This window comes from Mycobacterium sp. IDUB_24 (assembly GCF_055419385.1).
This window is the reverse complement of sequence record NZ_JBVAXO010000002.1, coordinates 370,059-393,890: the sequence shown is the minus strand read 5'-3', so window position 1 is coordinate 393,890 and position 23,832 is coordinate 370,059. Positions and strand designations below refer to the sequence as shown.

Here is a 23,832-nt window from a genome sequence, read left to right as displayed (position 1 = left end):
TTCATGCAAGGCAGGCGGGTTCAGATTCGGAATGCACGTTCGTCACGTCCGGTCGGGGTCGATCTGGAACCCGTCGGGCAGGGGCTTTAGCGTCTTCTCATTATCATCGAGGGCTGCGCCACCCGACGATTGGAAGTCACGCAGTGCGCCGTAATCGATTTCACCCACCACAAAATAGTCGTGTGATCCACCTTTGAGTCGGACCACATCGCGTTCCCATACCTTGTCCATAGGTGCTCGGAGACGGGTGTCGCCGTAGCCGCGGGTGTTGGCTTGGGCAATGTACGAGTGCAGATCGAGGGCCGACGACTCCACGAGTGCCTCGAACGAATGAAGATCGCGGTTCCACTCCGGGATGAATAGGGCATCAATCGAGCCTCGAAGATGCGAACGATACTCGATGTTCGTCAGCTCACTACATATCAGAAGCGCAAAGCGGAAGTCACCGTGGGCAATTAATGGAGGTAGTCGCCACCTCTGCGCGGGACTCAACAACTTACCAAATGGTTTGAGGACCTTGTCTATCTCGGGCCGAGCAGGTCGTTGTTTGTCCTGTCTGTACACGAAAAACGGCAATCCAAACCCGTCTAGCTCGAGTGCAGCCCAGACTTGGTTTGTGACACGACTCCGTCCACAAGGCTGATGCTCTATCCCAGTAACGAGGCTGATGCCAGAACGCCTTAGCCCCCGGGCGAATTCGATGAACCAGGAAGCTGGCATAGCGAGCTCAGGCAAGAGCAGATAGTGTGGGCGATCCGCATGTGTCACAACCGAATTCAACACAGTTCGAATATGTTTGAATCGCGCGAGCGACAAATTCGGAGTTCCGTAGACCGCCAACGCCGCGTTCGATTCATCAGTGTGCAGCATCGTCAACGCGACTCGGACGCGGCGATCTGCCCGACTCTTTGGTACATGAATCACGGTTGGCCGCCCCGCCCGCGTACGAACCGTGGCAGCCGGCTTTCCGAACGTCCCGCGAGTCGCGTGCAAAATGCTGCTAATAAGTTCTCCAGGTGGCACACCGTAAGCTCGCCGGCCATCCGCCGGCAGCGCAACGTGGAGCTCTATCGCTGTCGGGGGCCGAGTCGCAAACGCAAGCCCGGCATTGGTTCGGCCTGGCACCGCGAGACTTCTACGCTGGCGGCCGGGGCGTCGCCTCAACGCCGCCACAAGCATTTCCAAGCCGGCCGCCACGGTGGGATCGAGCGGCAATCCGACGCACGCGACCGGCAGCACGTTGTCCGCCTTCGGAAGATCTAGCAACGACCAACGATACGGGCGATGCCCAAGGTCGCGCTGAACCATCTTGCGATGCAACGTTCGCAAGCTCGCCACGCCCGGCAGGGGCCGCAGGAAATCCGCAGCTTGTCCGCGCACGGGCAAGAGAATCGCTCGCAAGTCCGCCGCACTGATCGGACCAGCCCAACCGCTGATGAAGCTCTCGAGAGCTTGATTGAGCAGCTGTCGCGCCCAAATCCGCAGGACGTGCGAAGCGACTTGGTCACGAAGGCCCGAAGATACGCTGCCCGCCTCATCACGTGACAGGTACGCGGATACCGAAATGACGCACGTGTCCTTTACTTCATCCGGTAGCCGTGCGAGTGACTCAAACACCATCGGCAGTACCTGGCTGTCACCAGACGACGCCGCGAGTGCAATGATCCGCGGCAGATATACCGCCAAATCGAAGAACGTTGGGAGCGAAAGCAGATGCTCGCAGACAACCCTGAAGAATTCATGCCGCTCATTGATCCACTCCGTTGGCGGCAAGTTCCGCTCAAAAGACTCAAAATCGCGTAGCAGAACCGCGAAGCTTTGTTTGCGTGCGGACATTCGATCGGCATCCCGTAGGGTTGTGGCTGCGTCACCATCGGTGCGACGAGCGGGCGCCATTGCAGACTCGATCTGATCGACTTCACTTGGGACATTGGCAACCGACCGCCACTCGCTACTCCGGGCGCGGATTGTTGATCGAATTGACTCGATCAATGCAAATCCGCTGCGCCCTCGGAGATGAAACGTTTTATTCTTTCGATTCTCGAATGCAATGACCGATCGCTGTAGGTAGCGCGGCGTGAAATAGATGGCACTCTTGACTGCTTCCGTGTTCGCTGCGGTGGGCGAAGGTTGCTCAAGAGTCAGGAGATTACGACTTCGGCCGATGAGCCAGTGCCATAAGGCCTGATCATTGTCAACGCCGCCCGGGTTCTCCACCACAAGTAATAGATCGTCGACGTAACGACCGAAGTACAGCGGTTCGACATCATTCAAAATGGTCATGTCAAGTTCAGCTAGCGCCAAGTTAGCCACGACGGCGGAAGCAGGCAAACCAACCGGCAGGCCCCGATCGCGCCATCCCATGGTCCTTGCGACATTGGTAGACCAAGCGTGGAGCGCGGACACGAATAGTCGATTCAATTTCCGCTGACGAGAATCGAGCTGCACTCCCAAGATTTCCGATAGAAAAGTACTATCCAGGAGGAATTCGGGATCTAACTGATGGTAGAACGACGTGACATCGGCGGTCAGCGCGATAACGTCGCGCTCCTCCTCTAGTGCAGAGGTCATCGCATCCAGACCGCGGTCCCGCCACCTTTGATAGGCCGGCTCATACGGAAGAAAGCTGCCAGATCCGAGCTTGTTCGGGCCTCCGTTCGGGCTGCGACGCAATCGGTTGCCCAGCGCATTGGGTTCCAGTTGCGCATCTAGATATGTCCCAACCTCCAGCATCCATAGCGTAGAGAAAACATGGAAGTCAATGCTGCAATGGGACATGAGTCGAAACTCAGCAGTCGGACTCTTCGGTGCTTGGTCGGTCAGTTTCCGCCACGACTCTGCGGGGGATGACCAGAATGACGCGACGTCAACCTCGGGATCGTCAAGCTTCTTCGGCGAGAACGTAAAGTCGCCAACGAATTTCGGATCGGTAACCCAGGATTCATCATCACCTTCTACGCGTTCGAGAAGGCCGTTCAGATTCTCGTTCAACGTCTCTTCGTACTCCACCAGATCCAACCGCCGCGGATCGGACGAGTAATACAAGTCCACCTTCGCCTTGCGGTATGCCATGACGAGACTGAGCAGCGAAGTGGAGGGCATGGTCACTGATCCTCAGCTCTGACGTTTGTCGAATCCCGCGTGTCGCTCCCAAACGCTCACCCGGGGATCGTAATAGTGCACCATCCCCTGCCGTGGGCACCCCGCGACTCAGCCGCGTCACATGTGCTATCGGGTACAGCGCGTGCCCAGCCACCGTGTACAGCGGCGCACCTGTCATCACGCGCCTGACCCGCAGATCCCTCGACGCGCCCGGCTACCGATATCGAGACATCCGTACCAAAATTGACGACGCGTGCCATAAATTGTCGGTGAACGGACGCATACTGCGTAGCCCGGCAAGGTCCGAATCCGGGGAACAGCCAACAAGCCTGGAGCACGGCGCACTAGCGTTATCTCTACACACAGCGAAAAGGGGGTGGCTCACCGGTGAAGGACGGCCGCTGGGTCACGATCGCGGACTCGCAGTTCACCCACGAGAAGCAGGGACTGGAGGCGGTCAAGCAAGCCCTACCCGATGCTCCCCCGTTCCGGGCCTGGGCGAACTTCGAGTTCCGCGACAACCGTGGACGCTGGCATGAGGTCGACCTGCTGGTCTTGGCCCGCGACACGCTCTACCTGATCGAGCTCAAGCACTACCGCGGCATCCTGCGCGGCAACGACCACGTGTGGATGCGCGACGGCCACCGGGCCGAGGATTCCCCGCTGCTCCTTGCCCGACGCAAGGCCCAGTACTTCGCCTCATTGCTGAAGGACTCGCTCCGCCAGAAGGCCGGGCACCTCCCCAAAGGCGTGATCCCTTACGTGCAGGAGCTGGTGTTCCTGCATCACCCGGAATTCGTCTGTGACCTGCCGCAGAGTTCTGCAATCAACCTCTACGGCCTCGACGGCCACACCAAGACCACCGGACTACCTGGTATCTCCGAGCGCCTGCTGGCTCCCGCCAAACACGACCCGGTCACCGAACACAACAGCATGCTGATCGCCGGCCTGATGAAGGCGATCGGCCTGGCCCCGCGCCGCCAACGCGAGGTCGGCTCCTGGATCATCGACGACCAGCCGCTTGCTGACGGCGACGGCTGGCAGGACTGGCCGGCGTTTCACCACGTCAACTCCGAGGACCACGTCCGCATCCGGTTCTACACCACCGGGCAGGGCTCGACGAAGGCCGACGATCATGCCCGCAAGCAGGCCGTCACCCACGAGTTCAACCTGCTGTCGCGGCTCACCTACGACGGGTTGCAGGCGCCAAAGGATCTGGTCAACGAACCCGAGCTGGGCATCGGCCTGGTGTTCCCGCAACCCAAGGCCGACACTGCGCTGGACCTCTGGCTGGCCGATCATCAGGACACCCTGACGCTGGATCAGCAGCTGGAGCTGATCTCCGATATTGCCGACATCGTGCACTACGCACACCGCAACCGGGTGGTGCACCGCAGCCTCAACCCTCGCTCGGTCGCGATCCGCGAGCGCGGCGCCCACCTCCTGCCTCAGGTCACCGATTGGGACAGCGCCGGGGTGTTGCCGGCCAATCCGGACACTGCGGTGAGTCGGCTGTCGTCCGGGTCGCTGTCGCTAATGGCCGCCACTCCCAGTGACACCGCTCGGCTGTTTGCCGCCCCGGAAGGTCCTCGCCCGGCCGACCCTGCCCGCATCGATGTGTTCGGTCTCGGCGCGCTGGCGTTCTTCATCCTGACCGGCGGGATGGCGCCAGCCACCGAGCGGGGCGAGCTGATGGACCGGCTGCGCCGGGACCGCGGCCTTGACCTGGCCGCCGAGATGCCCCAGGTCCGTTCGTCGCTGCGACAGCTTGTACTGGACGCCACCGACCCCAGCCCCGCCGAACGTACCGACAGTGTCGCCGACTTCGTGGCGAAACTCGCCAAAGTTCGGGAAGACCTGTCGGAGAAGACAGCGGGCACTGACCCGCTGGAGGCCAACCCGGGCACCGTCTTGGCCGGGGGCCGTTTTCTCTATAAGCGACGGCTGGGTGCGGGGTCGACGGCGGTGGGCATTCTGGTCGAAGACCGCCAGGTAGGCGGCACCGAACGGGTGCTCAAGGTTGCCAAGGACGCAGATGCCGCTGAACGGCTGCACGCCGAGGCGCAGATCCTCGGCCAGTTCGAGAACGACGACCGCATCGTCACCCTGCACGGGGTGGAGACCGTGGGCGGCCGCACTGCCCTGCTGCTGCGCTACGCCGGGCGCACCACGCTGGCCGAGGAACTCAACAATCGGGGCCGGTTGTCCATCGACGTCCTTGAACGCTGGGGCACCGACCTGCTGACGGCACTGGTCGCCCTGGAACGCCACGGCGTCACCAACCGCGATATCAAGCCATCGAATCTTGGTGTGCACCAAGCAAGTTCACGTGCCGAGTCGCATCTTATGATGTTTGACTTTTCGATGGCCGGGGTTGATGCCCGCAATATCGAGGCCGGCACACCGCCGTACCTTGATCCGTTCCTGGGCACGGGAGCCCGCCGCCAATACGACACAGCGGCCGAGCGATACGGCGCAGCCGTGGTGCTGTTCGAGATGGCCACCGGCTCCACACCGGAGTATGGCCCGGACCCGAGTGCCAACCCTGCCACCATCGATGATGACGTCACCGTGAACCCAGCCCTGTTCGAGCCCACCCTGGCGACGGCCATGGTTGAGTTCTTCGCCGCGGCGCTGTCGCGCGATACCGCGCTCCGCCCAGATACCAGTGAGGACATGCTGCGGGGGTGGCGGCGCATCTTCGAGGTTGCCGACGCCGACGTCACCGCTCACGCCAGCGATGCCGCCGCCGAAAAGGCTGACACGGCAACCGCACTCACCGCGGCGGGGCTGAGTCCGCGGGCACTCTCGGCATTGGAGCCGGTGCAGGTGACCACGGTGGGCGAGCTCCTGGCGCTGGATTCCACCGCGCTGAACCGTCTGGTGGCCCGCGAGGCGAAGGACACCCGCAGCGAGATCACCACCCGCTACCGTGCCTGGGCAAAACGACTTGGCAAGCAGTCGCAACCGGCGAAGAGCGATTTGATCGGCCTCGACGACACGATTGCGTTGCTGATGTCGGTGGTGTCTGGTCAACGCTCCTCCACCCGTAAGGATGCCGCGGCGCTGATCCTCGGTGTCAATCCCGGGTTGGATGCATTCGCCAGCAGCACCGAACTGGCCGAGAAACTGGGTAAGGCTACCCAGCGGGGGCCGCAGTTACTCAAGGAGCTGCAGCAGGATTGGGGTGAGCACGCCGTCACCCGTGAGAGGCTCGACGACATCACGGACATCGCGCGACGGGTGATTGCCGACTTCGGTGGGGTGGCCGCGATCAGCACGCTGACCGCCGAGATTCGGGCGCAGCTGCCGCAGGCCGGGCTCGGCCCGACCGACGCTGTTGCGCGCGAACGTGCCGACCGGGCGGCCGGCGGTCTGCTGCGGGTGGCGCTGGATCGGCTCAGCGAGCATGAGGCCGCCGCTGGTGACAAGGAATTCGTGCGGCGACGCCATGGCCGCCGGCTTTGTCTGTTAGCCAATGACGAAATGCTGCTCAGCGCAGCTGAATCCGGGGCCAAGAGGGCCGATGAGCTTGTGTCGGCCGACCGCAATGCGGTCATCCCCGCGCACAGCGCGGCTCGGGAGTTGCGGGCAGCGTTTCAGGATGGCTACAACGCAGTCAGCGACCGGGAGGTCAGCGTCCCGGCGCCGGGCGATGTGCGGTTGGTTCGGCTGGCCGCCGCGATCTCCAAACATGCCGGGGTGTCCGGTCGCGGGGAACTGCACAATCACGATATGTCACCAGCGGCGGCGGTGCAGGAAGCGTTGTCCGGGCTGGCGCAAAGCGAATCCCTGTCAGCGTCCCAGATCCGCAGCCGCGTTACCGCCCGCTTCCCTGAGCTCGGTCGGATACCGTTGCGCCCGCATCTGGACAAGATTCTCGACCAAACCACCTTGAATCTCAAATGGGACAGCGAGCGGGAAACGTTCTGCTTCCCGGATGCCGAACCGGCCAGTGCGACCACGATGCACACCCGCAAACCCACCAAGGTTCCTGAGCTGGCAACGGCAGCAGCGGATGCCGCAACCGAGCAGGCGACCAGCACTGCGGCAGTGCTGCGCCGCTCGGTCGATGAGTGCGGGTTTGTTGCGGTCGGGGTGCCGATTCCGCCGGATCGTCCCGGTGAGCATGAGCGCGTGGCCCGGCTGCTCGCCGAAACCCACGGTGGTCAGGTAATGGACGTGACGACGCGGCTCATCGCGGCGATGCGGGAACTTGCTGCGCAGCAGGGGGTTTCGTGGGATCTGATCCGCGGGGCAGACGCAGCGGAGTCGGGCAGTCGCGACGCCCGTGGGCTGCGCGCGGTGATCGACCGCGTCGTCCCCCTGTTGTGGGCCGCGTTGCAGGCGGCAGTGTTCGACGGCCCAGGCAGCCGTGAGCCGCTGATCCTGACCGAGATTTCACCGCTGGCCCGGTACGGCCACCTGGAGGTGTTGGCGAAGTTGTCCGATCTGTCGGCGCCGCGACGCCGGCCGGTGTGGGTGGTACTGCCGCAGCTGCGCGGTCAGGTTGGGGCGTTGGTCGACCGCAAACCCATCCAGTTGAGTTCACCGGGTGGGCAGTTTGTGGTGTGGCGGGAGGCGCCGGATGCGGTACCTGCCGGCAGTGATGGAGGGGTACATTAAATGACCTGGGCGGCATCGGATTTGGTGGCGGCACTGCGCCGGCAGGTGCTCGATTTGGAGGCCGATCTGCGGGTCCGGGTCGATGGTGAGGATCACGACGCTCGCCAGCCTGGCGCGTTTGAGGCGTGGAAGGCAGACTATGGCGCCGCGTTCGCTGCGCAGCGCACCGCGTCGGGCTGGCAGGAGTGGCGCAACGACCGGGTGACCCAGGCCGCGGTGGCCTGGGTCCTGCTGACGGTGTTCGCCCGCTACTGCGAGGACAACGCCCTGGTCGGCCCGCGCTGGATCAGCGGAGCCGATGCTGATCAGCGCGCCCAGGCTCTTGATGCCCGGCGCAGCTACTTCCAGGCCCAGCCCGAGCACACCGACCGCGAATGGGTCGGCCAGATCATTGAACATTTCGCGAAGTACCCGGCCACGGCTGGGCTGGTGGACAGCTTCTCTCCGCTGCATCTGGTGGCACCGTCGGGTGATGCGGCGCGGGCACTGCTGGAGTTCTGGTGGCAGCAGGGCGATGACGGTCAGCCGGTCTACTCGTTCGCAGGAGTGGACACCCGGTTCCTCGGCGATGTGTACCAGGACCTGTCCGAGCACGCCAAGAAAACCTACGCGCTGCTACAAACTCCGGAGTTCGTCGAAGAGTTCATTCTCGACCAGACCATGGAACCGGCGCTGGCGGATCGGCCGTTGGAAGGCTTCACCGTCATCGACCCAACCTGCGGCTCAGGGCATTTCCTACTAGGCGCCTTCCATCGACTGCACGAACGGTGGCAACGCGAAGCACCCGCACTCGGTGCCCGCGAACTCGTGGAGAAGGCCCTCCACGGGGTGTACGGCGTCGACATCAACCCATTCGCCGTCGCGATCGCCCGCTTCCGGCTACTGGTCGTTGCGTTGCATGCCGCCGGGGATCACAGCATCGAGCAGAAAATCCGCTACCAGCCGCATCTGGCTGCAGGCGACAGCCTGCTGTGGGGGGCGAATCAACAGCTGCTGCCCGAAGATCTATTGGCAGGCCCTGCGATTCGTGCGGACACCACCGAGGACGCCGAGGCGCTCAAAGAGATCCTGCAGCGCGAACACGATGTGGTAGTCGGTAACCCGCCCTACATCACGCCCAAGGACGCCTCCCTCAACGCAACCTATCGCCAGCTATACAGCACGCCGCATCGCAAGTACGCGTTGACAATTCCCTTCATGGAACTACTATTGCGCCTTGCGTATCCAGCAGGCCAGGAACGACCTGCCGGGTGGATTGGTCAGATCACCTCAAACTCGTTCATGAAGCGTGAGTTTGGTTCAAAGCTGATCGAAGAATTCTTGCCAACGATCGACCTCAAGGCTGTGATCGATACCTCGGGGGCCTACATTCCGGGACACGGCACACCGACGGTGATTGTCGTGGGGCGGAATCAAAACCCTTCCGCTGACACGGTTCGCGCGGTACTCGGGGTCCGTGGCGAACCGGGGAGGCCAGATGCCCCGGCTAAAGGATTGGTGTGGACCTCCATCGTGGAGCACATCGGAGACCCGGGATTTGAAAATTCCTACATCAGTGTCGCTGACATTGAGCGTTCGCTCTTCCGCACCCATCCGTGGAACCTCGCGGGAGGCGGGGCGGTACAACTGGTTGCCGCGATCGAGACAAGCTGTTCGAAGAAGCTGGACGACAGAATGACCGGTCGAATCGGTTTCGCCAGCTTTCCAGGTGCGGACGATGCTTTCTTTGGACCTGCGCATTACTTTCGCGATCGAAACGTACCGCATCCGCTTGCAAAGCCACTGGTACTTGGTGAGTACGTCCGTGATTGGACCGAGCTCCACGGCGAGTTCGCGTTCGTACCGTACGACGACAATGCTGAGTTGATTCCGCTTGATACCGATTCACCGTGGTACAGAAGGATTTGGCCGTTCCGCGTTCCCCTGCAGAACGTCACCGGTTTCGCCGGCGAGACATCCGCGGAAGCCGGTCGAGATTGGTGGTCGTGGTACCGATGGGTAGCGGCCCGCTATCGCACCCCCCTCTCCATCACCTTCGCGTTCGTCGCCACGCACAACCATTTCGTGCTGGATCGTGGCGGGAAGGTGTTCAAGCAGTCCGCGCCGGTGATCAAGTTGCCGGAAGGTGCGTCGGTCGAGGATCATTTGCGCCTGCTGGGGGTGCTGAACTCGTCGGTGGCCTGCTTCTGGCTCAAACAGAACAGCCACAACAAGGGCAACGGCGGAATCGGCGGTGGAATCGGCGACGAGGACTGGGAACCGCGATACGAATTCACCGGCACAACCCTCAAAGATTTTCCACTGCCCGCCACCACACCCGTTGAGCGCGCCCAACTCCTCGATCAGCTCGCCCAGAACCTTCAGCACCAGTCACCATCAGAGATCGCCGAGCGGCAGATTCCTACCGCTGCAGCACTCGACGCAGCGCGCACGGAATCAAACCGTCTGCGCGGGTTGATGATCGCCCATCAGGAAGAGCTGGATTGGGGGTACTACCGGATCTACGGCCTGATCGAGGATGACCTGACGTACCCAGGGGAACTGCCCGAAATAGCGCTCGGTGAACGGGTTTTCGAAGTCGCATTGGTCCGTCGGATGAAAGACGGTGAGCACACCGCGTGGTTTGAGCGGCACGGGTCCACGCCGATCACCGAGATCCCCGCCCACCTACCCGCCGAATACCGCGAGCTGGTGCAGCGTCGGCTTGATGCCATCGAGTCCGATCCGCATATTCGCCTGCTGGAGCGCCCGGAGTACAAGCGGCGTTGGGCATCCGAGCCGTGGGATAAGCAGGTCGAGTCCGCGCTACGGGGTTGGCTGTTGGATCGGGTTGAGGACCGCGCCCTGTGGTTTGACCGGGAGGGTCGACCCGCCGCACAGTCGGTGGCGCAGCTGGCCGACGTGCTCGATCGGGATGAGGAGTTCCGCAGTGTGTTGCGGTTGTGGGCCGGAGACACCAACGCAGCCACCGGAGCAGCGTTGGCGAAACTGCTTGCCGACGAATCTGTTCCGTTCTTAGCGGCCTACCGCTACAAGCCCTCCGGGCTGGAAAAGCGTGCCGCCTGGAAGGACACCTGGGCGCTACAGCGCCGCGAGGATGCCGGAGAGAAGCTCGCCAGCCCGATCCCGGTGCCGCCGAAATACAAGCCCACTGATTTCGCCAAAGGCTCGTATTGGTCGCATCGCGGCAAGCTGGATGTCCCCAAGGAACGCTTCATCTCCTACCCGTACGCCGGGCGGGACACTGACGCCACCGAACTGCTCGGCTGGGCTGGCTGGGATCACGCCGAGCAGGCGCTCGCTCTGGCCTCACTGGTATCTCTGCGCATTGACGAGGGCTGGGACACCCCCACGCTGGTACCACTCCTCGCCGGTTTGCATGAGTTGGCACCATGGGTTCGGCAGTGGCACAACCAGATCGACCCCGAATACGGCGAGTCCGTCGCCGACACCATCGATGACGAGCTCACTGCACGGCTGACCGAGCATCACCTCACCGTGACCGACCTGACGAGTTGGCGACCTGAAACGGCTCGCCGCGGCCGAAGGACGAAAACCTCATGACAGTGCTTCTTCGTGATGTCATCAACATCCCCGAACGAGTCGGCAGCGACGATTACGTGCTGCGACTGACTGACAGCACCGACGATGACGCCCACATCGCCGCGACACTGGATGAATATGTGCTTACCGAGTCGCTGCGGGAAAACTTCGCCGCTGCACTCGATTTGGTCGCCGACGCGCTGAGTAAAGATACCTCTCGGGCGGCGTATCTCACCGGGTCATTCGGTTCCGGCAAGAGCCATTTCATGGCCGTGCTGTACGCACTGCTCGGCAACCACCCGGCCGTGCGGGTACCGAAGTTCCAGGACCTCACCGGCCACTACGACGGCGCGCTAGCCGGCAAGAAGCTGCTGCGGCTCACCTACCACCTGCTAGGCGCCAAAACGCTCGAGCAGGCGGTGTTGCGCGGCTACGTCGAGCAGATCACCCGACTGCATCCCGACGCCCCACTGCCGGCCGTACACGTCTCCGACAAGCTGCTCGACGATGCGGAAAAGCTCCGTAAGCGCATGGGCGACGAGGAATTCCTAGCTGGTCTTGGTGGCGGCGAAAGTGGCGGCGACGGCTGGGGTGGGCTGCTTGGTGCGGCGTGGGATCTACCCCGCTACCTGGCTGCGCTCAAGTCTGGCCCGGAGGATTCCGAGCGCCGCGAACTGGTCTCGGCATTGGTCAACGGGTATTTCGGGTCGTTCACCGAGACGGCTGATTACGTCGACCTAGACCGCGGGCTGGTAGTCATCTCCGAGCATGCCAAGGCCCTCGGCTACGACGGAGTGGTGCTGTTCCTCGATGAGCTGGTGTTGTGGCTGGCATTCTCGGTGCGCGACACCGAATTTTTCGCCCGCGAATCGCAGAAAATCACCAAGCTGGTCGAATCCTCGGGCCGCCAGCGCGCCATCCCGCTGGTGTCGATCATCTCCCGGCAGATGGATCTGCGGAAGTGGTTCGCTGACGCCGGGGCATCGGGTGCCGAGCAGGAAGCCCTGGACCGGGCCTTCCAGTATCAGCAGGGCCGATTCCGCGAGATCGAACTGGGCGACGACAACCTAGCCGAGGTCGCCAACGCCCGTCTGCTCAAGCCCAAAGATGAAGCTGCCCAAGCCGTTTTGGACCAGGCGTTCGCCGATCTCACCCGCCGCCCCGAAGTGTGGGATGTGCTGCGCGACAGCCTCAACACCGACGAAAAGCACCGCGGCGCCTCGGAAGCCGAGTTCCGGTTAACCTACCCGTTCTCACCGGTGCTGGTGTCCACCCTGCGCCATCTGTCCTCGGTGATGCAGCGAGAACGCACCGCGCTCAAGGTGATGCAGCGCATCCTGGTCGACCGCCGTGACACGCTCACGGTGGAGGACCTTATCCCGGTCGGCGATTCCTTCGACTACATCGTAGAAGGCGGTGAGCCCATTGACAACCACGCCGAGACTATGTTCAAGGCCGCCCACGACCTCTACGGAAGCCGGCTTCTGCCGGCGCTGCTGGAGAAGCATTCAGTCAGCAAGGAACAACTGGAGACCGACCCGGATTCGGTGCCAGGCGGTTTCCGCGGACAGGAGCGAATCGCCAAAACCCTTCTGCTGTCCGCGATCGCGCCGAACGTCCCGGCGTTGCGGGACATCACAGCGCCACGGCTGGCCGCGCTCAACCACGGATCGATCAAGGCTCGGGTCGCTGGTGGTGAATCGCGGGTAGTGCTCGGGGTGGTGCGCGAATGGGCGCAGAAGGACGCCCCGGAGATCAGCGTCTCCGACGGCACCAATCCGGTTATCCGCGTCCAGCTCGCTGAGGTCGACTACCAGTCGATCCTGGATCGGGTTCGGGGCGAAGACAATTCGGGTCGACGCCGGGTGCTGCTGCGCAAATTGGTCCACAAGGCGCTTGGCGTCACCACCGCTCAGGATGATCTCGGTGGGGCGGCGACTCGCACCGTCATCTGGCGTGGGTCACGGCGTGAAGTCGACATCGTGTTCGGCAATGTGCGTGATGTCAGCTCACTGCCCGAGCAGTCGTTCGACAACCGGCCCGGCACCTGGCGCTTCGTCGTCGACTATCCCTTCGACGACGACGGTTACACCAGCTCCCACGACATCGACCGCATCGACAGGCTGCTTACCAGTGGGGATCGCCACGCAGTGGTGTGGTTGCCGCGGTTCTTCACCGAATCTGCGATGGAAGACCTGGCGCTGCTGGTGAAGCTGGACTGGTTGTTCACCGGCAGCGGCGACCGCTGGAATGAGAACTCCGACCACCTTGGGGCCACCGATCGGGCACAGGCACGGGGCATCCTCGAAAACCTGTTCAGCGGCACCATGACCAGTTTCCAGAACCTGTTGAAGCAGGCGTACGGGATCGAGCCCGCCGATCCGAAACGGATCACTGCAGACTCTCTGCAGTTCGATGTGCTGACCGCGCTGAGCCGCGACTTCGACCCGCAGATGCCGCCTGCCGCCGGTTTGGAAGACGCTTTCCTCAAGATCGTCGATCAAGCGTTTGCCGCCACCTACCCGAACCATCCTCAGTTCGATCCGGCGGTTGAGGAAGTCACCGCCCGCAATTTCGAAACGCTTCGCGACTATGTGGAGCAGGCTGCTACCCATCGCGACGGACGCATCCCCACCATTCCAGGCAACGACCGCAAGGTGGTGCGTCGGATCGCCGGTCCGCTGCGAGTCGGCAAGGCCACCGAGGACCACTACCTGTTTGCAGAGGACTCGTTCGCCTACTGGGCTGGTGAGCTGGACCGGGCCGCCCTGGCCGCCGATCCGGTCACCGTCGGCGCGTTGCAGCAGCACATCGACGGCCTGTCCCCTGCCTGGGGGTTACGGCCCGAAGCCCGCGATCTCGTGCTGTCCGCCTGGGCGTTGCTGCGTAAGCGGGCGTGGTTCGAAGCCGGAAGTGCCATCACCGCACCGGCATTGGGACGGATGCGGCCCAACATCGAGTTGCGGGCTGAGGAGCTGCCCGATCAGCAATCCTGGGATGACGCCCGCGCCAATGCCGCCAAGCTGTTCGGCTACACCATGCCACGCACATACCTGACCGGGGCCAACGTCGCTGATTTCGCCGCCCAGGTGCGGGCCAAGGCCAACGAATCGCTCAGCGAGTTGGGGTATTTGATCGAGGAGCTCAGCACTGCCCACCATCGACTCGAGTTCAGCGCTGGCGCGAATGACCGGTTGACTGCGGCCCAGGCGCTTCAGGGCTTTGTCGAAAACCTATATGGCACGGCGAGCAATGTCGCCGTCATCAACGCGATGGCTTCCGTCGAGCTGCCGGTTGCGTTGGAGACCGCCGGCCAGATCGCCGGCGACGCCGCACGCGACACCCGCGCGTTGCGGAATTTCAAATGGAAGCTGCTGGAGAAACTGAAAGCCGGCACCGACCGTGCCGGTGAGGCGGGCGATCATGCCCGAGCGATCTGGAAAGCGCTGCAGGATGCGGTGTCGATTCCGGGCCGGTCACTCAGCGACGAACTGGCCGCCGGTGAGAACAAACTCGTCACCTGGGTCGTCGAGGATGAGCCGCCGACCCCTCCTCCCCCACCGCCTCCACCTCCCGGGCCCCGACCATCGGGCGAGGTGGTGCTGCGCGGCACGAAGGACCTGTCCTCGTTGCAGTCCGCACTCAACTCAGCGCTCGATGACGGCAAGAAGGTCCATGTGCATTGGTGGGTCGAATGAGCGCCCTGACCGCCACCGAACCGATCATTCGGGCCCGGTTGAGGAAGGCCAGCGCCAAGCAGTACCGACACGGGGTGCTCGGGCTGCGCGCCAAACCGGCATGGGACGGTGACGGTTTCGAGTACGACGGTGCCCCTGTGACGGTGGTGGCGTGCCCGTCGGTGCTGGCGATCTGGGAAGCCATCGACGCCCGCGACGTCGAAGGCTGGACGGTGGTGCTCACCAACGTCGACGATGAAGATCTCGGCGACACCGTGCTGGCGCACCTGCTCGACGGCCGACTGATCACCCCCGATCCGTGGGATGCGTTGCGCAGCAACTTTTCCACATCGACCATCGAACCGGCGCTGTACCGGTCGACCAATGATCGCGCCGTGGCCAACGGCCTGCTCAGCGTGCTGTCGGCCGACGCCTACACACCGGCGCCCGGTGGCGTGCTGACCCGAGATCACGCCATGCAGACGCTGGCCCGCGATGTGTTGGAGATCGTCAAGGGCTCTGATGTTGAGGTCGATGCGCTAGCGATCCTGGAGTGGAGCCGCTCACCGGCAGCGCCCGACCACTTGGTGGACCTGCGGACCCGCGGCGGTGCCGAACTCTCCGCAGCGGCCACCGCGTGGCTGGCAGGCAGGGCTGGACAGTTGGCGAAACCTCTGGCGGCGCTGCTGGAAGCCAACCGCATCTCCGATCTGGTTCCGCTGGGTGTGGTGGCGGGGTTGTTCTGCCAGGACGAAGGTTCCGGCGACGCCGTCGCGCTCGGTGTGTTTCTCGGCCGCTACGGGCTGACCGGCCTGAACACCAGCGACCTGAACGCGTGGTACACCAGCGCCCGCGGGCTGCTGACCACCGCGTTGGAACCGGCTCATCAGCAAGCGGTGCTGCAGACTGCCGCGGGCATCGTCAACGACTTGGGAATCGGTGCTGCCGCAGCAACTTCCGACCTGCTGCCGCACGGGCTGGAGGCTCGGGTCGATCTACTGGCCGATGCCCTCACCGCCGCGCTGCCACAGCCGCTGCCCGCCGACCTCGACGGCGTCCTGGTCGCCGCGTCGGCGCTGCAGCTCATCGAAACCCGTTGGACCGAGACCGAACAGCACTTTCTGGCCGCCAACTCCCCCACCGTCGAGGCGTTCTCCGGCGCGGTCCGGCTGGTCCGCTGGTTGACGCAGCCTGCAACCTCAGCCAGCGGGCTCGCCGAGGTGGCCACACGGTACGTCCGTGCTGATTCCTGGGTCGACACCGCGCTCATCAAGGCCCGCCGCGGCGCGCAGAGCCCGGTACCCGCTGCCGCTCTGCGCGCCCTGATCGACCTCGTGGTGGCGCGGCGCTCCCGCCATGACCGGGTATTCGCCGCAGCGTTGGCTGATGCACCTAAACCCGCCGTGCCGACCATCGAGAATGTGCTGCGCGAGCTTGTCGTCCCGGTGGCCCGCAAGGTTCCCACTCTGCTATTGGTGGTCGACGCCCTGTCGTTAGCGGCTGCCAACAACCTGGTCACCGCGATCCAACAGGACGGCTGGACCGAGCTGTCGGTCGGAACCGATACCGGCCGGGGCTGGGCGCTGGCAGTGCTGCCCACCCTCACCCAACGCAGCCGCTGCTCACTGCTGTCCGGGGAGCTGCGCGAAGGCGCCGATACCGTCGAAAGGTCCGGCTTTCTGGCACTGATCCGCGAAGCCGGGCTGCAAGCCACCGGCGGCACGTCCGACCCGATCTTCCACAAGAAGGCGCTCGACGCCATACCCAGCGGCGCCAGCCTGGCAACCGACGTCAGCAACGCCATCGCCGACACCACCAATCAGCCGCTCGTGGCCGCGGTCCTGAACTACGTCGACGACACCCTGCACCACACCGATCCCGGTGGCACCGACTGGAACTTGACCACCATCACCCATTTGCGGGCACTACTGCACGCCGCCAAGAATGCTGGCCGCGCGGTCATCATCACCTCCGATCACGGCCACATCATCGAATACGGCACCAGCGCAAAGGTGAGCCGCGCCAACACGTACGGCCAACGCGCCCACGGGGATTACGCCAACGTCGACCCCGACCGCGAGGTGGTGGTCGAGGGCCCGCGGGTACTCACCGACAGCCACCGGGTGGTGCTGGCCGTCGATGAGACCATCCGTTACGGCGCCCGCAACGCCGGTTACCACGGGGGTGCGCTACCGGCCGAAGCGCTGGTACCGGTGCTGGCGTTCTTGCCCGGGCAGCTGCCCGAATGGGCGGTGCCGGTGGCCGCGACCGAACCCTCCTGGTGGTATCGCGCGGCAACGTCCGCTACGAAGCCTCTGCCCGCTTCCGGGCGGAAGAAGAAGGCCGACACGGAACTGACCCTGTTCACCCAGGTGACTACCGAGCAGCCAAGCCCGCTGCCGGACAAGGTAATTCGCAGCAAGGTGTTCGAAGCTCAGCTGCGGCTGGCCGGCCGGATTGTGGTCAAGCCTGCGCAGATCAAGAACCTGCTGCAAGCCCTGCTGGCAGCAGGCGCGTACGAGATCACCCTCGCCCAGGCCGCGACCGCACTCGGAGTCGCCACCGCTAGCGTCAACGGCGCACTCATGCAGACCAAGCGGGTGCTTGACGTGGAGGGCTACGAGGTGTTGCGGGTGACCGGCGGAGTCACCGGCCTTGATGTAGCGGCGCTCAAGGAACAGTTCGGGGTGTCCGAGTGAGCAGTCAGGTGTCAGCGCGACGGCGCCGCGAAATCCTCGACGCTCTGCGGCGCGGCACCGTCCCGTCGAACGGGCTGGATCAATTGGCGGTCGGGCTGGGTCGTTTCGAAACCGAACTGGATGCTGAGCTCGACGTCGTCGCCGCAGGCGGCGCGGTGTTCAAAGCCGTTCGCGGTGAATATGGCTCGGGTAAAACCTTTTTCGCCCGTTGGTTAGCCGATCGTGCGATGAAGAAGGGTTTCGCGGTCGCCGAAGTGCAGATCAACGAGATCGACACTCCGCTGCACAAGCTGGAGACCGTGTACCGGCGCAGCATCGAATCGCTGCGCACCGCCTCAATTCAGCCTAGTGCGCTGCGCCCCATCCTGGATGCCTGGCTGTTCACCATCGAGGACGACGCCGGCCAGCAAGGGGTGGATGTCGATGCGTTGTTGGAGCGTCGGCTGGCCGAAGTCGCTGCCCGCGCGCCGGTGTTTCCGCTGGCGATCCGCGCCTACCGGCGATTCGTCGCCGACGGTGACCACGATGGTGCCGATGCGCTGGTGGCCTGGCTCGGTGGGCAGCCGCATGTGGCCGCCGCAGTCAAACGCCGCGCCGGGATCAAGGGCGACCTCGACCATTACCTGGCGCTGGGTTTTCTGCGTGGTCTGCTGGCGATCCTCGCCGATGCCGGCAACCCGGGCCTGCTGCTGGTACTCGACGAGGTGGAAACCCTGCAACGGATACGCAGCGACGCCCGCGCCAAAGCCCTGAATGCGCTACGCCAATTGATCGACGAGGTACACGACGGCCATTTCCCCGGCCTGTACCTGCTGATCACCGGTACACCGGCCTTCTTCGAAGGCCGACAGGGCATTCCGTTGTTGCCGCCATTGGCCGACCGGCTGCACACCGAGTTCGCCAAGGATCCCCGGTTCGACAATCCGCGGGCCCCACAATTGCGGCTGACCGGTTTCGATCAGGCCCGGCTGGTAGAGCTGGGTACCCGGGTGCGCGACCTGTATATCGGGGGCGTTCCGGACCCCGATCGGGTGCGCGGGGTCGCCGATGATGCGTTCCTGGAACGGTTCGCCAGCGCGGTGGCAGGTGAGCTGGGCGGCAAAGTCGGTATCGCGCCGCGGCTGTTTCTGCGCAAACTCGTCGATGTGCTCGACAAGATCGAGCAGTTCCCCGACTTCGACCCGTATACCGACTACGAGGTCACGATCGCCCCGGCTGAGCTGTCCGATGCCGAACGCGCCGCCTTGACTGCCGACGACGTGCCGCTCGATCTGTAATGGACGCCTTCGACCGGCTGCATCCGGGTGTCCAGTACCACCTGGCGAATACCCTGCGGTGGAGCGGTCTTCGGCCCACTCAGGCCTCCGCGGTCGAGCCGATTCTGTCCGGCAGCGATGTGGTGGTATTGGCACCGACCGCCGGTGGCAAGACCGAGGCGGCGATGTTTCCGGTGCTCTCGCGGATGGCGTCCGAGGACTGGCAGGGCGTGTCGGTGCTCTACGTGTGCCCGCTGCGCGCACTGCTGAACAATCTGCAACCCCGCCTCGATGGCTACTGCCGATGGCTCGGGCGGACCGCGGCGGTGTGGCACGGCGATGTGAGTCAAGCTCAGCGACAACGCATTCTCGCCGAGCGGCCTGACGTTCTCCTGACCACCCCCGAATCCCTGGAATCCATGCTGGTGTCCACCAAGGTGGACCCGCGCGTGCTGTTCGCCGGGCTCCAAGCAGTTGTTGTCGACGAGATCCACGCCTTCGCCGGCGATGACCGTGGCTGGCATCTGCTGGCGGTGCTCGAACGCTTGTCGCGCATCGCGTCGCGGCCGTTGCAGCGGATCGGACTCTCAGCCACCGTCGGCAACCCAGATGAACTGCTGGATTGGCTGCAGGGCAGCTTTCATCAGCGCGACAAAAAGGTGGTCGCCCCTGATTCCTCCTCACCCACCGCCCCCGAGATCACAGTGGACTTCGTGGGTTCGATTACCAACGCCGCCACCGTCATTGCATCCCTGCACACCGGGGAGAAGCGCCTGGTATTCGTCGACAGCCGCCGCCAAGCCGAAGAACTCGGGGCGGCGCTACGCGAACGTGGCATCGAAACCTACCTGTCGCATTCGTCCCTGTCCGCCGCCGAACGGCGCCGCTCCGAAGCCGCATTCGCCGACGCTCGCGACACCGTCATCGTGGCCACCTCGACGCTGGAACTCGGCATCGACGTCGGCGACCTTGACCGAGTGATCCAGATCGGATCAACTCGCACCGTCGCGTCGTTCCTGCAGCGGCTGGGCCGCACCGGCCGCCGGGCAGGCTCGACACGCAACTGCCTGTTCCTGTGCATCGATGACGACAGTGTCCTGCTGGCCGCGGCCATGCTGAAGCGGTCGTCCGACGGCTGGGTCGAGCCGATCATTCCCCCGGCGCATCCGCGACACATCGCGGCGCAACAGTTGATGGCGCTGTGTTTGCAACAGCATCGGATCAGTGCCGCCGAGTGGTCGGATTGGTGGGGTGACCTACCAGTGTTCGATGAGAACACGCCGGAGATCCTTGAGTTTCTGGTCTCTGAGGGCTATTTCGAGTGTGATGGCCCGTTCCTGCAGATCGGGCCCGAGGCCGAACGACGGTTCGGCCGTCGCTACTTCTCCGACCTGACCGCCGTGTTCACCGCGCCCCCGGAGTTCGTGGTGCTGGCCGGCCGGGTCGAAGTCGGCACCATCGGCACCGACCTGCTCACCGAAAGTACGGAAGGCCCAAGGCTGCTGCTGCTCGGCGGCCGGTCATGGAAGGTGACCCACGTCGACTGGGAGCGACGGCGCTGCTTCGTCGAGTCGGCCGACGGCGGCGGCAAGGCCAAGTGGTCCGGCATCTCCGGCGGCCTATCCTATGAGGTGGCCCGCGGGATGCGCGACGTGCTGCTGGGCGCGACGCCCGTGGGAGTGGTGTTCACCGCCCGTGCGGCAACGGTATTGGCGGAGCTGCGGTCCACGTTTGCAGAGAACGTTGCGGTCGACCGTTTGATCGTGCGTCTGCCCGATGACTCTGCGGGCAGGTGGTGGACGTGGGCCGGCACCGCGGCGAACCGGACGCTGCAGGCGTCGCTGCCGTCAGTGATCGACCCGCGGCAGCGCATTGACGAGAAATCGGTGCGGCTATTGCCCGGGGTCTCGGTGCAGGAGTTCTCCACAGCCCTCGGTGAGGTTGCTTGGCGGGACCCCGAGGTCGATGCGAATGCACTTCGGGGGCTGAAGTTTTCAGCGGCACTACCCAGGTACTTGGCGGTCAAGACATTGGGCGCCCGACTTGGGGATCGTGCGAACGCCAGGGAAGTCGCTTCTCAAGACCGAGCATTTTTCAGGTACCACAACAGTTAGGAGCCGCAGTGATCAAGTCAGTGGCCGATGATCCGGTATACAAATTGCTCAGCTCTGAGGACACGGTCGTCTATGAAGTGCCCAGGTACCAGCGCGAGTACGCATGGACCAAGCAACAATGGGACGAACTCTTCGATGACCTGCTCGAAGAGGAGGACTCGAGCTCTGGCCACTTCCTCGGCACCATCATCTGCATCAACCGCACCGCTAATGCGACCAAGGAGAACGTCCTCGAACTCGTGGATGGTCAACAGCGACTAACCACGCTGTCGATCTTGATGGCTGCAATCTACAGCTTCTTGACCAACCACAGCGATCAGCTTGATCAGAACGAGCTGGTCGACTTGAACTTCCTTGGCAGGCAGTTAGTTCTGAAGGATGGCGATCGGTTGCGGGTTCGTCCTCAGATCCAAAACTCCAACTACGACGATTACGTAAACGTCCTGAAGGCCTGTCGGCTTCTGCCCAAGGCCCCAACTGTCAAATTCCTGGGTAACCGTCGCATCATGAAGTGCTACAACCACTTCAGCGGCCTCATCGAACAGCACGCAGGGCCGAAACCGTCGGTCAAACCAGTGTTTGACCTGCTCAAGCGCGTGAAGCAGGCGATACTCGTGAAGCTGGAGGTAGAGAGCACCTCGGATGCTTTCACGTTGTTCGAATCATTGAATAACCGTGGCATCCCGCTCACGCCCATCGACATCATCAAGAATTCACTGCTCGCGGCCGCCGACAAGAAGCGGCAGAAAGGGTTCACCGCAGACCACGTTTTCGACCAGTGGAACGAACTTCTTGATGACCTCGGAGACGACTACAAGATACAAGAGCGGTTCTTCCGTCACTACTACAACGCGTTCAAGGATGAGCTGCCGCCGGTGCCAAAGGCGCCGATCGCGACACGCTCGAACCTGATCAAGATCTACGAGAGAGTAATCGACACAGACCTCGAAGAACGGCTTGGGGACATCCTGCTCTGCGGCGGAGTCTATCGACGGATCGTCGGCAATCTCGATCCCGACGAACCAACCAACGCATTCGACGATGCACTCGCCAACCTTGCCCGTGTTCAGGGCGCACCCTCGGAAGCCCTCCTTCTCTACCTCATGACATACCGTGACGACCTAGAGCTCACCGACCCCTTGCTGAAGTCAGTTACCGAGACACTCATAAGCTTTTTCGTCCGAAGGAACCTGACAGGTGATCCGGCGACGAACACGCTCCAGCGACTTTTCATGTCAATCATCGGAGAAGTGTCGGCAATGGCAGGGCAGGACATCGTTGACGCTGTGAAAGCACGTCTGCGCGACGTGGCGTCCGACGACACGACCTTCTATGCCAAACTCACGGCCCCCCTCTACAACGAGAATGCCGATGTGACGAGGTACATATTGATCGCACTGGCTCGTGCCGGCATGACCAATGAAACGTTCACCGACCTGTGGGAGCGGGAGGGCAATCACTACAAGTGGACAATTGAACACATCTTGCCTCAAGGAACCGGGCTTCCTAAAGAATGGCTGAGCATGCTGGGCGGAGCTGAGATGGCATCCGCGGTTCAGCAACAACATGTGCATCGCCTGGGAAACCTAACGGTGACAGGCTACAACAGCACGTTGAGCAATAAATCCTTCCATTCCAAGAAGATTCGGAAAGACACCAACGGCAACTTCGTCGGCTTCAAGAATGGGTTGGCGCTCAATGCCGACGTGGTGGAGGCGAAGCAATGGACCGCGGCCGAGATCGAGGCCAGAACCGCGAAGCTGGCCAAGCGAGCCTTGAAGCTATTTCCGCTCTGACTCACTTCGGAACTGATCCTAAGTGGAAGGATGAAAGATCATCTTCCCGGAGACCTCCAGTACGGAAGACAGCCAGATCGATGGATTCTGCACACGCGGCGGCCAGACAAAATTGGGTATGAGGGGACGATGGCAGTGGCATCAGCCAGTCAAACAGTACCCATTCACGTGTCAAAAGTTCACAAGCCGCACAATAACTTTCGATGGCTCACCGGCGAGATCCTCTGCAGACACCCTAACGAAGTCAACCCATTCAGCAGTCCTCGTCGGTACATCGGCGTGCTTCAGACCCGAGACTTCCATGTAATGCACGCATGATTCCCGCTTGAGCAGGAAATCCGTGTCGTCCATAATGTCAATCTCAACATCGGGTATCTTAACCTCAAATTCTCCGTCGTCATGGCCTTCAGCGCGCCTCGCCGTCACTTCTACAAGCTTCTCGTAGGACGCCATGTTGGCCCTTCCTCGGACACACACGGCGACTTCCTCGTCAGAATCAACGTCTGTGCCGATGTAGGCGTCAACATCGATCTCGAGCTCCATCGCATCTAGGTCGGCCGCCGAGTCACGGAATTCGACATCGAGGTTCCGTCTTGCCGACAGCAGCGGACGTATACCGAAAGGCACATCAGCAGCATCGAAACTCGTCAGCTTGAGGTGCAAATCCGATGCCTGGATCGGATTGTCGTCATACACGAGGGTACCTGATGCTGAATCGCGGATATCGCCTGCGACGACGGAAGTCTCATCCCATCTACTTGCCATCCCAACGTAGATGGTCTCCCCCAGAGTCGGGCTAGACACTTCAATGACGACTGGGCTCAACGTCAGTCTCGGGTCAACGAATCGGCTGTTCCATAATTCATCAGAGAACTCAAACGCCACCGACACGGACAGCTTGCTCCAACTATCGGTCACAAGCCGAGCACGCGCGTCGACGGCCCGCCACCCCCTGCGTGACAGAGCGTCAGCGTCAATTGCGACAGGAATGTCGAGAAATCTGTTGACCATTCGGTTCT

The 23,832-nt window shown here is 62.9% G+C and carries 9 protein-coding genes; 7 read left to right on the top strand and 2 right to left on the bottom strand.

Translation table 11 applies throughout. The annotated features are described in order from the left end of the window. Window positions 1-42: 42 nt before the first annotated feature. On the bottom strand, window positions 43-3,108 hold the full coding sequence (locus ACZYZF_RS09505) for a hypothetical protein (RefSeq protein WP_463835439.1): 3,066 nt from the start codon (window positions 3,106-3,108) through the stop codon (window positions 43-45). Between the two features lie 381 nt (window positions 3,109-3,489). Between ACZYZF_RS09505 and pglW the strand changes: the two genes are divergently transcribed. From pglW to ACZYZF_RS09470, 7 genes are read left to right on the top strand one after another with little or no spacing between them, the layout of a single operon-like run. Next, window positions 3,490-7,728, top strand: coding sequence for a BREX system serine/threonine kinase PglW (gene pglW, locus ACZYZF_RS09500; protein WP_463835437.1), 4,239 nt, complete (start codon window positions 3,490-3,492; stop codon window positions 7,726-7,728). Further along, window positions 7,729-11,292, top strand: coding sequence for a BREX-2 system adenine-specific DNA-methyltransferase PglX (pglX, locus tag ACZYZF_RS09495; RefSeq protein WP_463835435.1), 3,564 nt, complete (start codon window positions 7,729-7,731; stop codon window positions 11,290-11,292). It begins immediately after the preceding gene. After that, window positions 11,289-14,969, top strand: coding sequence for a DUF6079 family protein (locus ACZYZF_RS09490; protein WP_463835434.1), 3,681 nt, complete (start codon window positions 11,289-11,291; stop codon window positions 14,967-14,969). The genes pglX and ACZYZF_RS09490 overlap by 4 nt, the downstream gene beginning before the upstream one ends. Beyond that, window positions 14,966-17,647, top strand: coding sequence for a BREX-2 system phosphatase PglZ (gene pglZ, locus ACZYZF_RS09485; RefSeq protein ID WP_463835433.1), 2,682 nt, complete (start codon window positions 14,966-14,968; stop codon window positions 17,645-17,647). Before ACZYZF_RS09490 ends, pglZ begins: the two co-directional genes overlap by 4 nt. Then, window positions 17,644-18,924: a BREX system ATP-binding protein BrxD gene (brxD, locus tag ACZYZF_RS09480; protein WP_463835432.1), complete on the top strand. Its 1,281-nt coding sequence runs from the start codon at window positions 17,644-17,646 to the stop codon at window positions 18,922-18,924. Before pglZ ends, brxD begins: the two co-directional genes overlap by 4 nt. After that, window positions 18,924-21,017, top strand: a complete 2,094-nt coding sequence (locus tag ACZYZF_RS09475) for a DEAD/DEAH box helicase (protein ID WP_463835430.1) — start codon at window positions 18,924-18,926, stop codon at window positions 21,015-21,017. The genes brxD and ACZYZF_RS09475 overlap by 1 nt, the downstream gene beginning before the upstream one ends. 8 nt (window positions 21,018-21,025) lie before the next feature. Continuing rightward, complete coding sequence (locus tag ACZYZF_RS09470) at window positions 21,026-22,813, top strand: DUF262 domain-containing protein (RefSeq protein ID WP_463835429.1); 1,788 nt, start codon at window positions 21,026-21,028, stop codon at window positions 22,811-22,813. 171 nt (window positions 22,814-22,984) lie between these two features. On the opposite strand, the gene ACZYZF_RS09465 is transcribed toward ACZYZF_RS09470, so the two are convergent. Continuing rightward, the gene (locus ACZYZF_RS09465) at window positions 22,985-23,824 is read right to left on the bottom strand and encodes a hypothetical protein (RefSeq protein ID WP_463835428.1); all 840 of its coding nucleotides are present in this window, start codon (window positions 23,822-23,824) and stop codon (window positions 22,985-22,987) included. Window positions 23,825-23,832: the final 8 nt, after the last annotated feature.

Coding starts and splice junctions, on each gene's coding strand:
- pglX (WP_463835435.1), top strand. CDS start 7,729: ATGACCTGGGCGGCATCGGATTTGGTGGCGGCACTGCGCCGGCAGGTG.
- pglZ (WP_463835433.1), top strand. CDS start 14,966: ATGAGCGCCCTGACCGCCACCGAACCGATCATTCGGGCCCGGTTGAGG.
- ACZYZF_RS09490 (WP_463835434.1), top strand. CDS start 11,289: ATGACAGTGCTTCTTCGTGATGTCATCAACATCCCCGAACGAGTCGGC.
- ACZYZF_RS09465 (WP_463835428.1), bottom strand. CDS start 23,824: ATGGTCAACAGATTTCTCGACATTCCTGTCGCAATTGACGCTGACGCT.
- ACZYZF_RS09475 (WP_463835430.1), top strand. CDS start 18,924: ATGGACGCCTTCGACCGGCTGCATCCGGGTGTCCAGTACCACCTGGCG.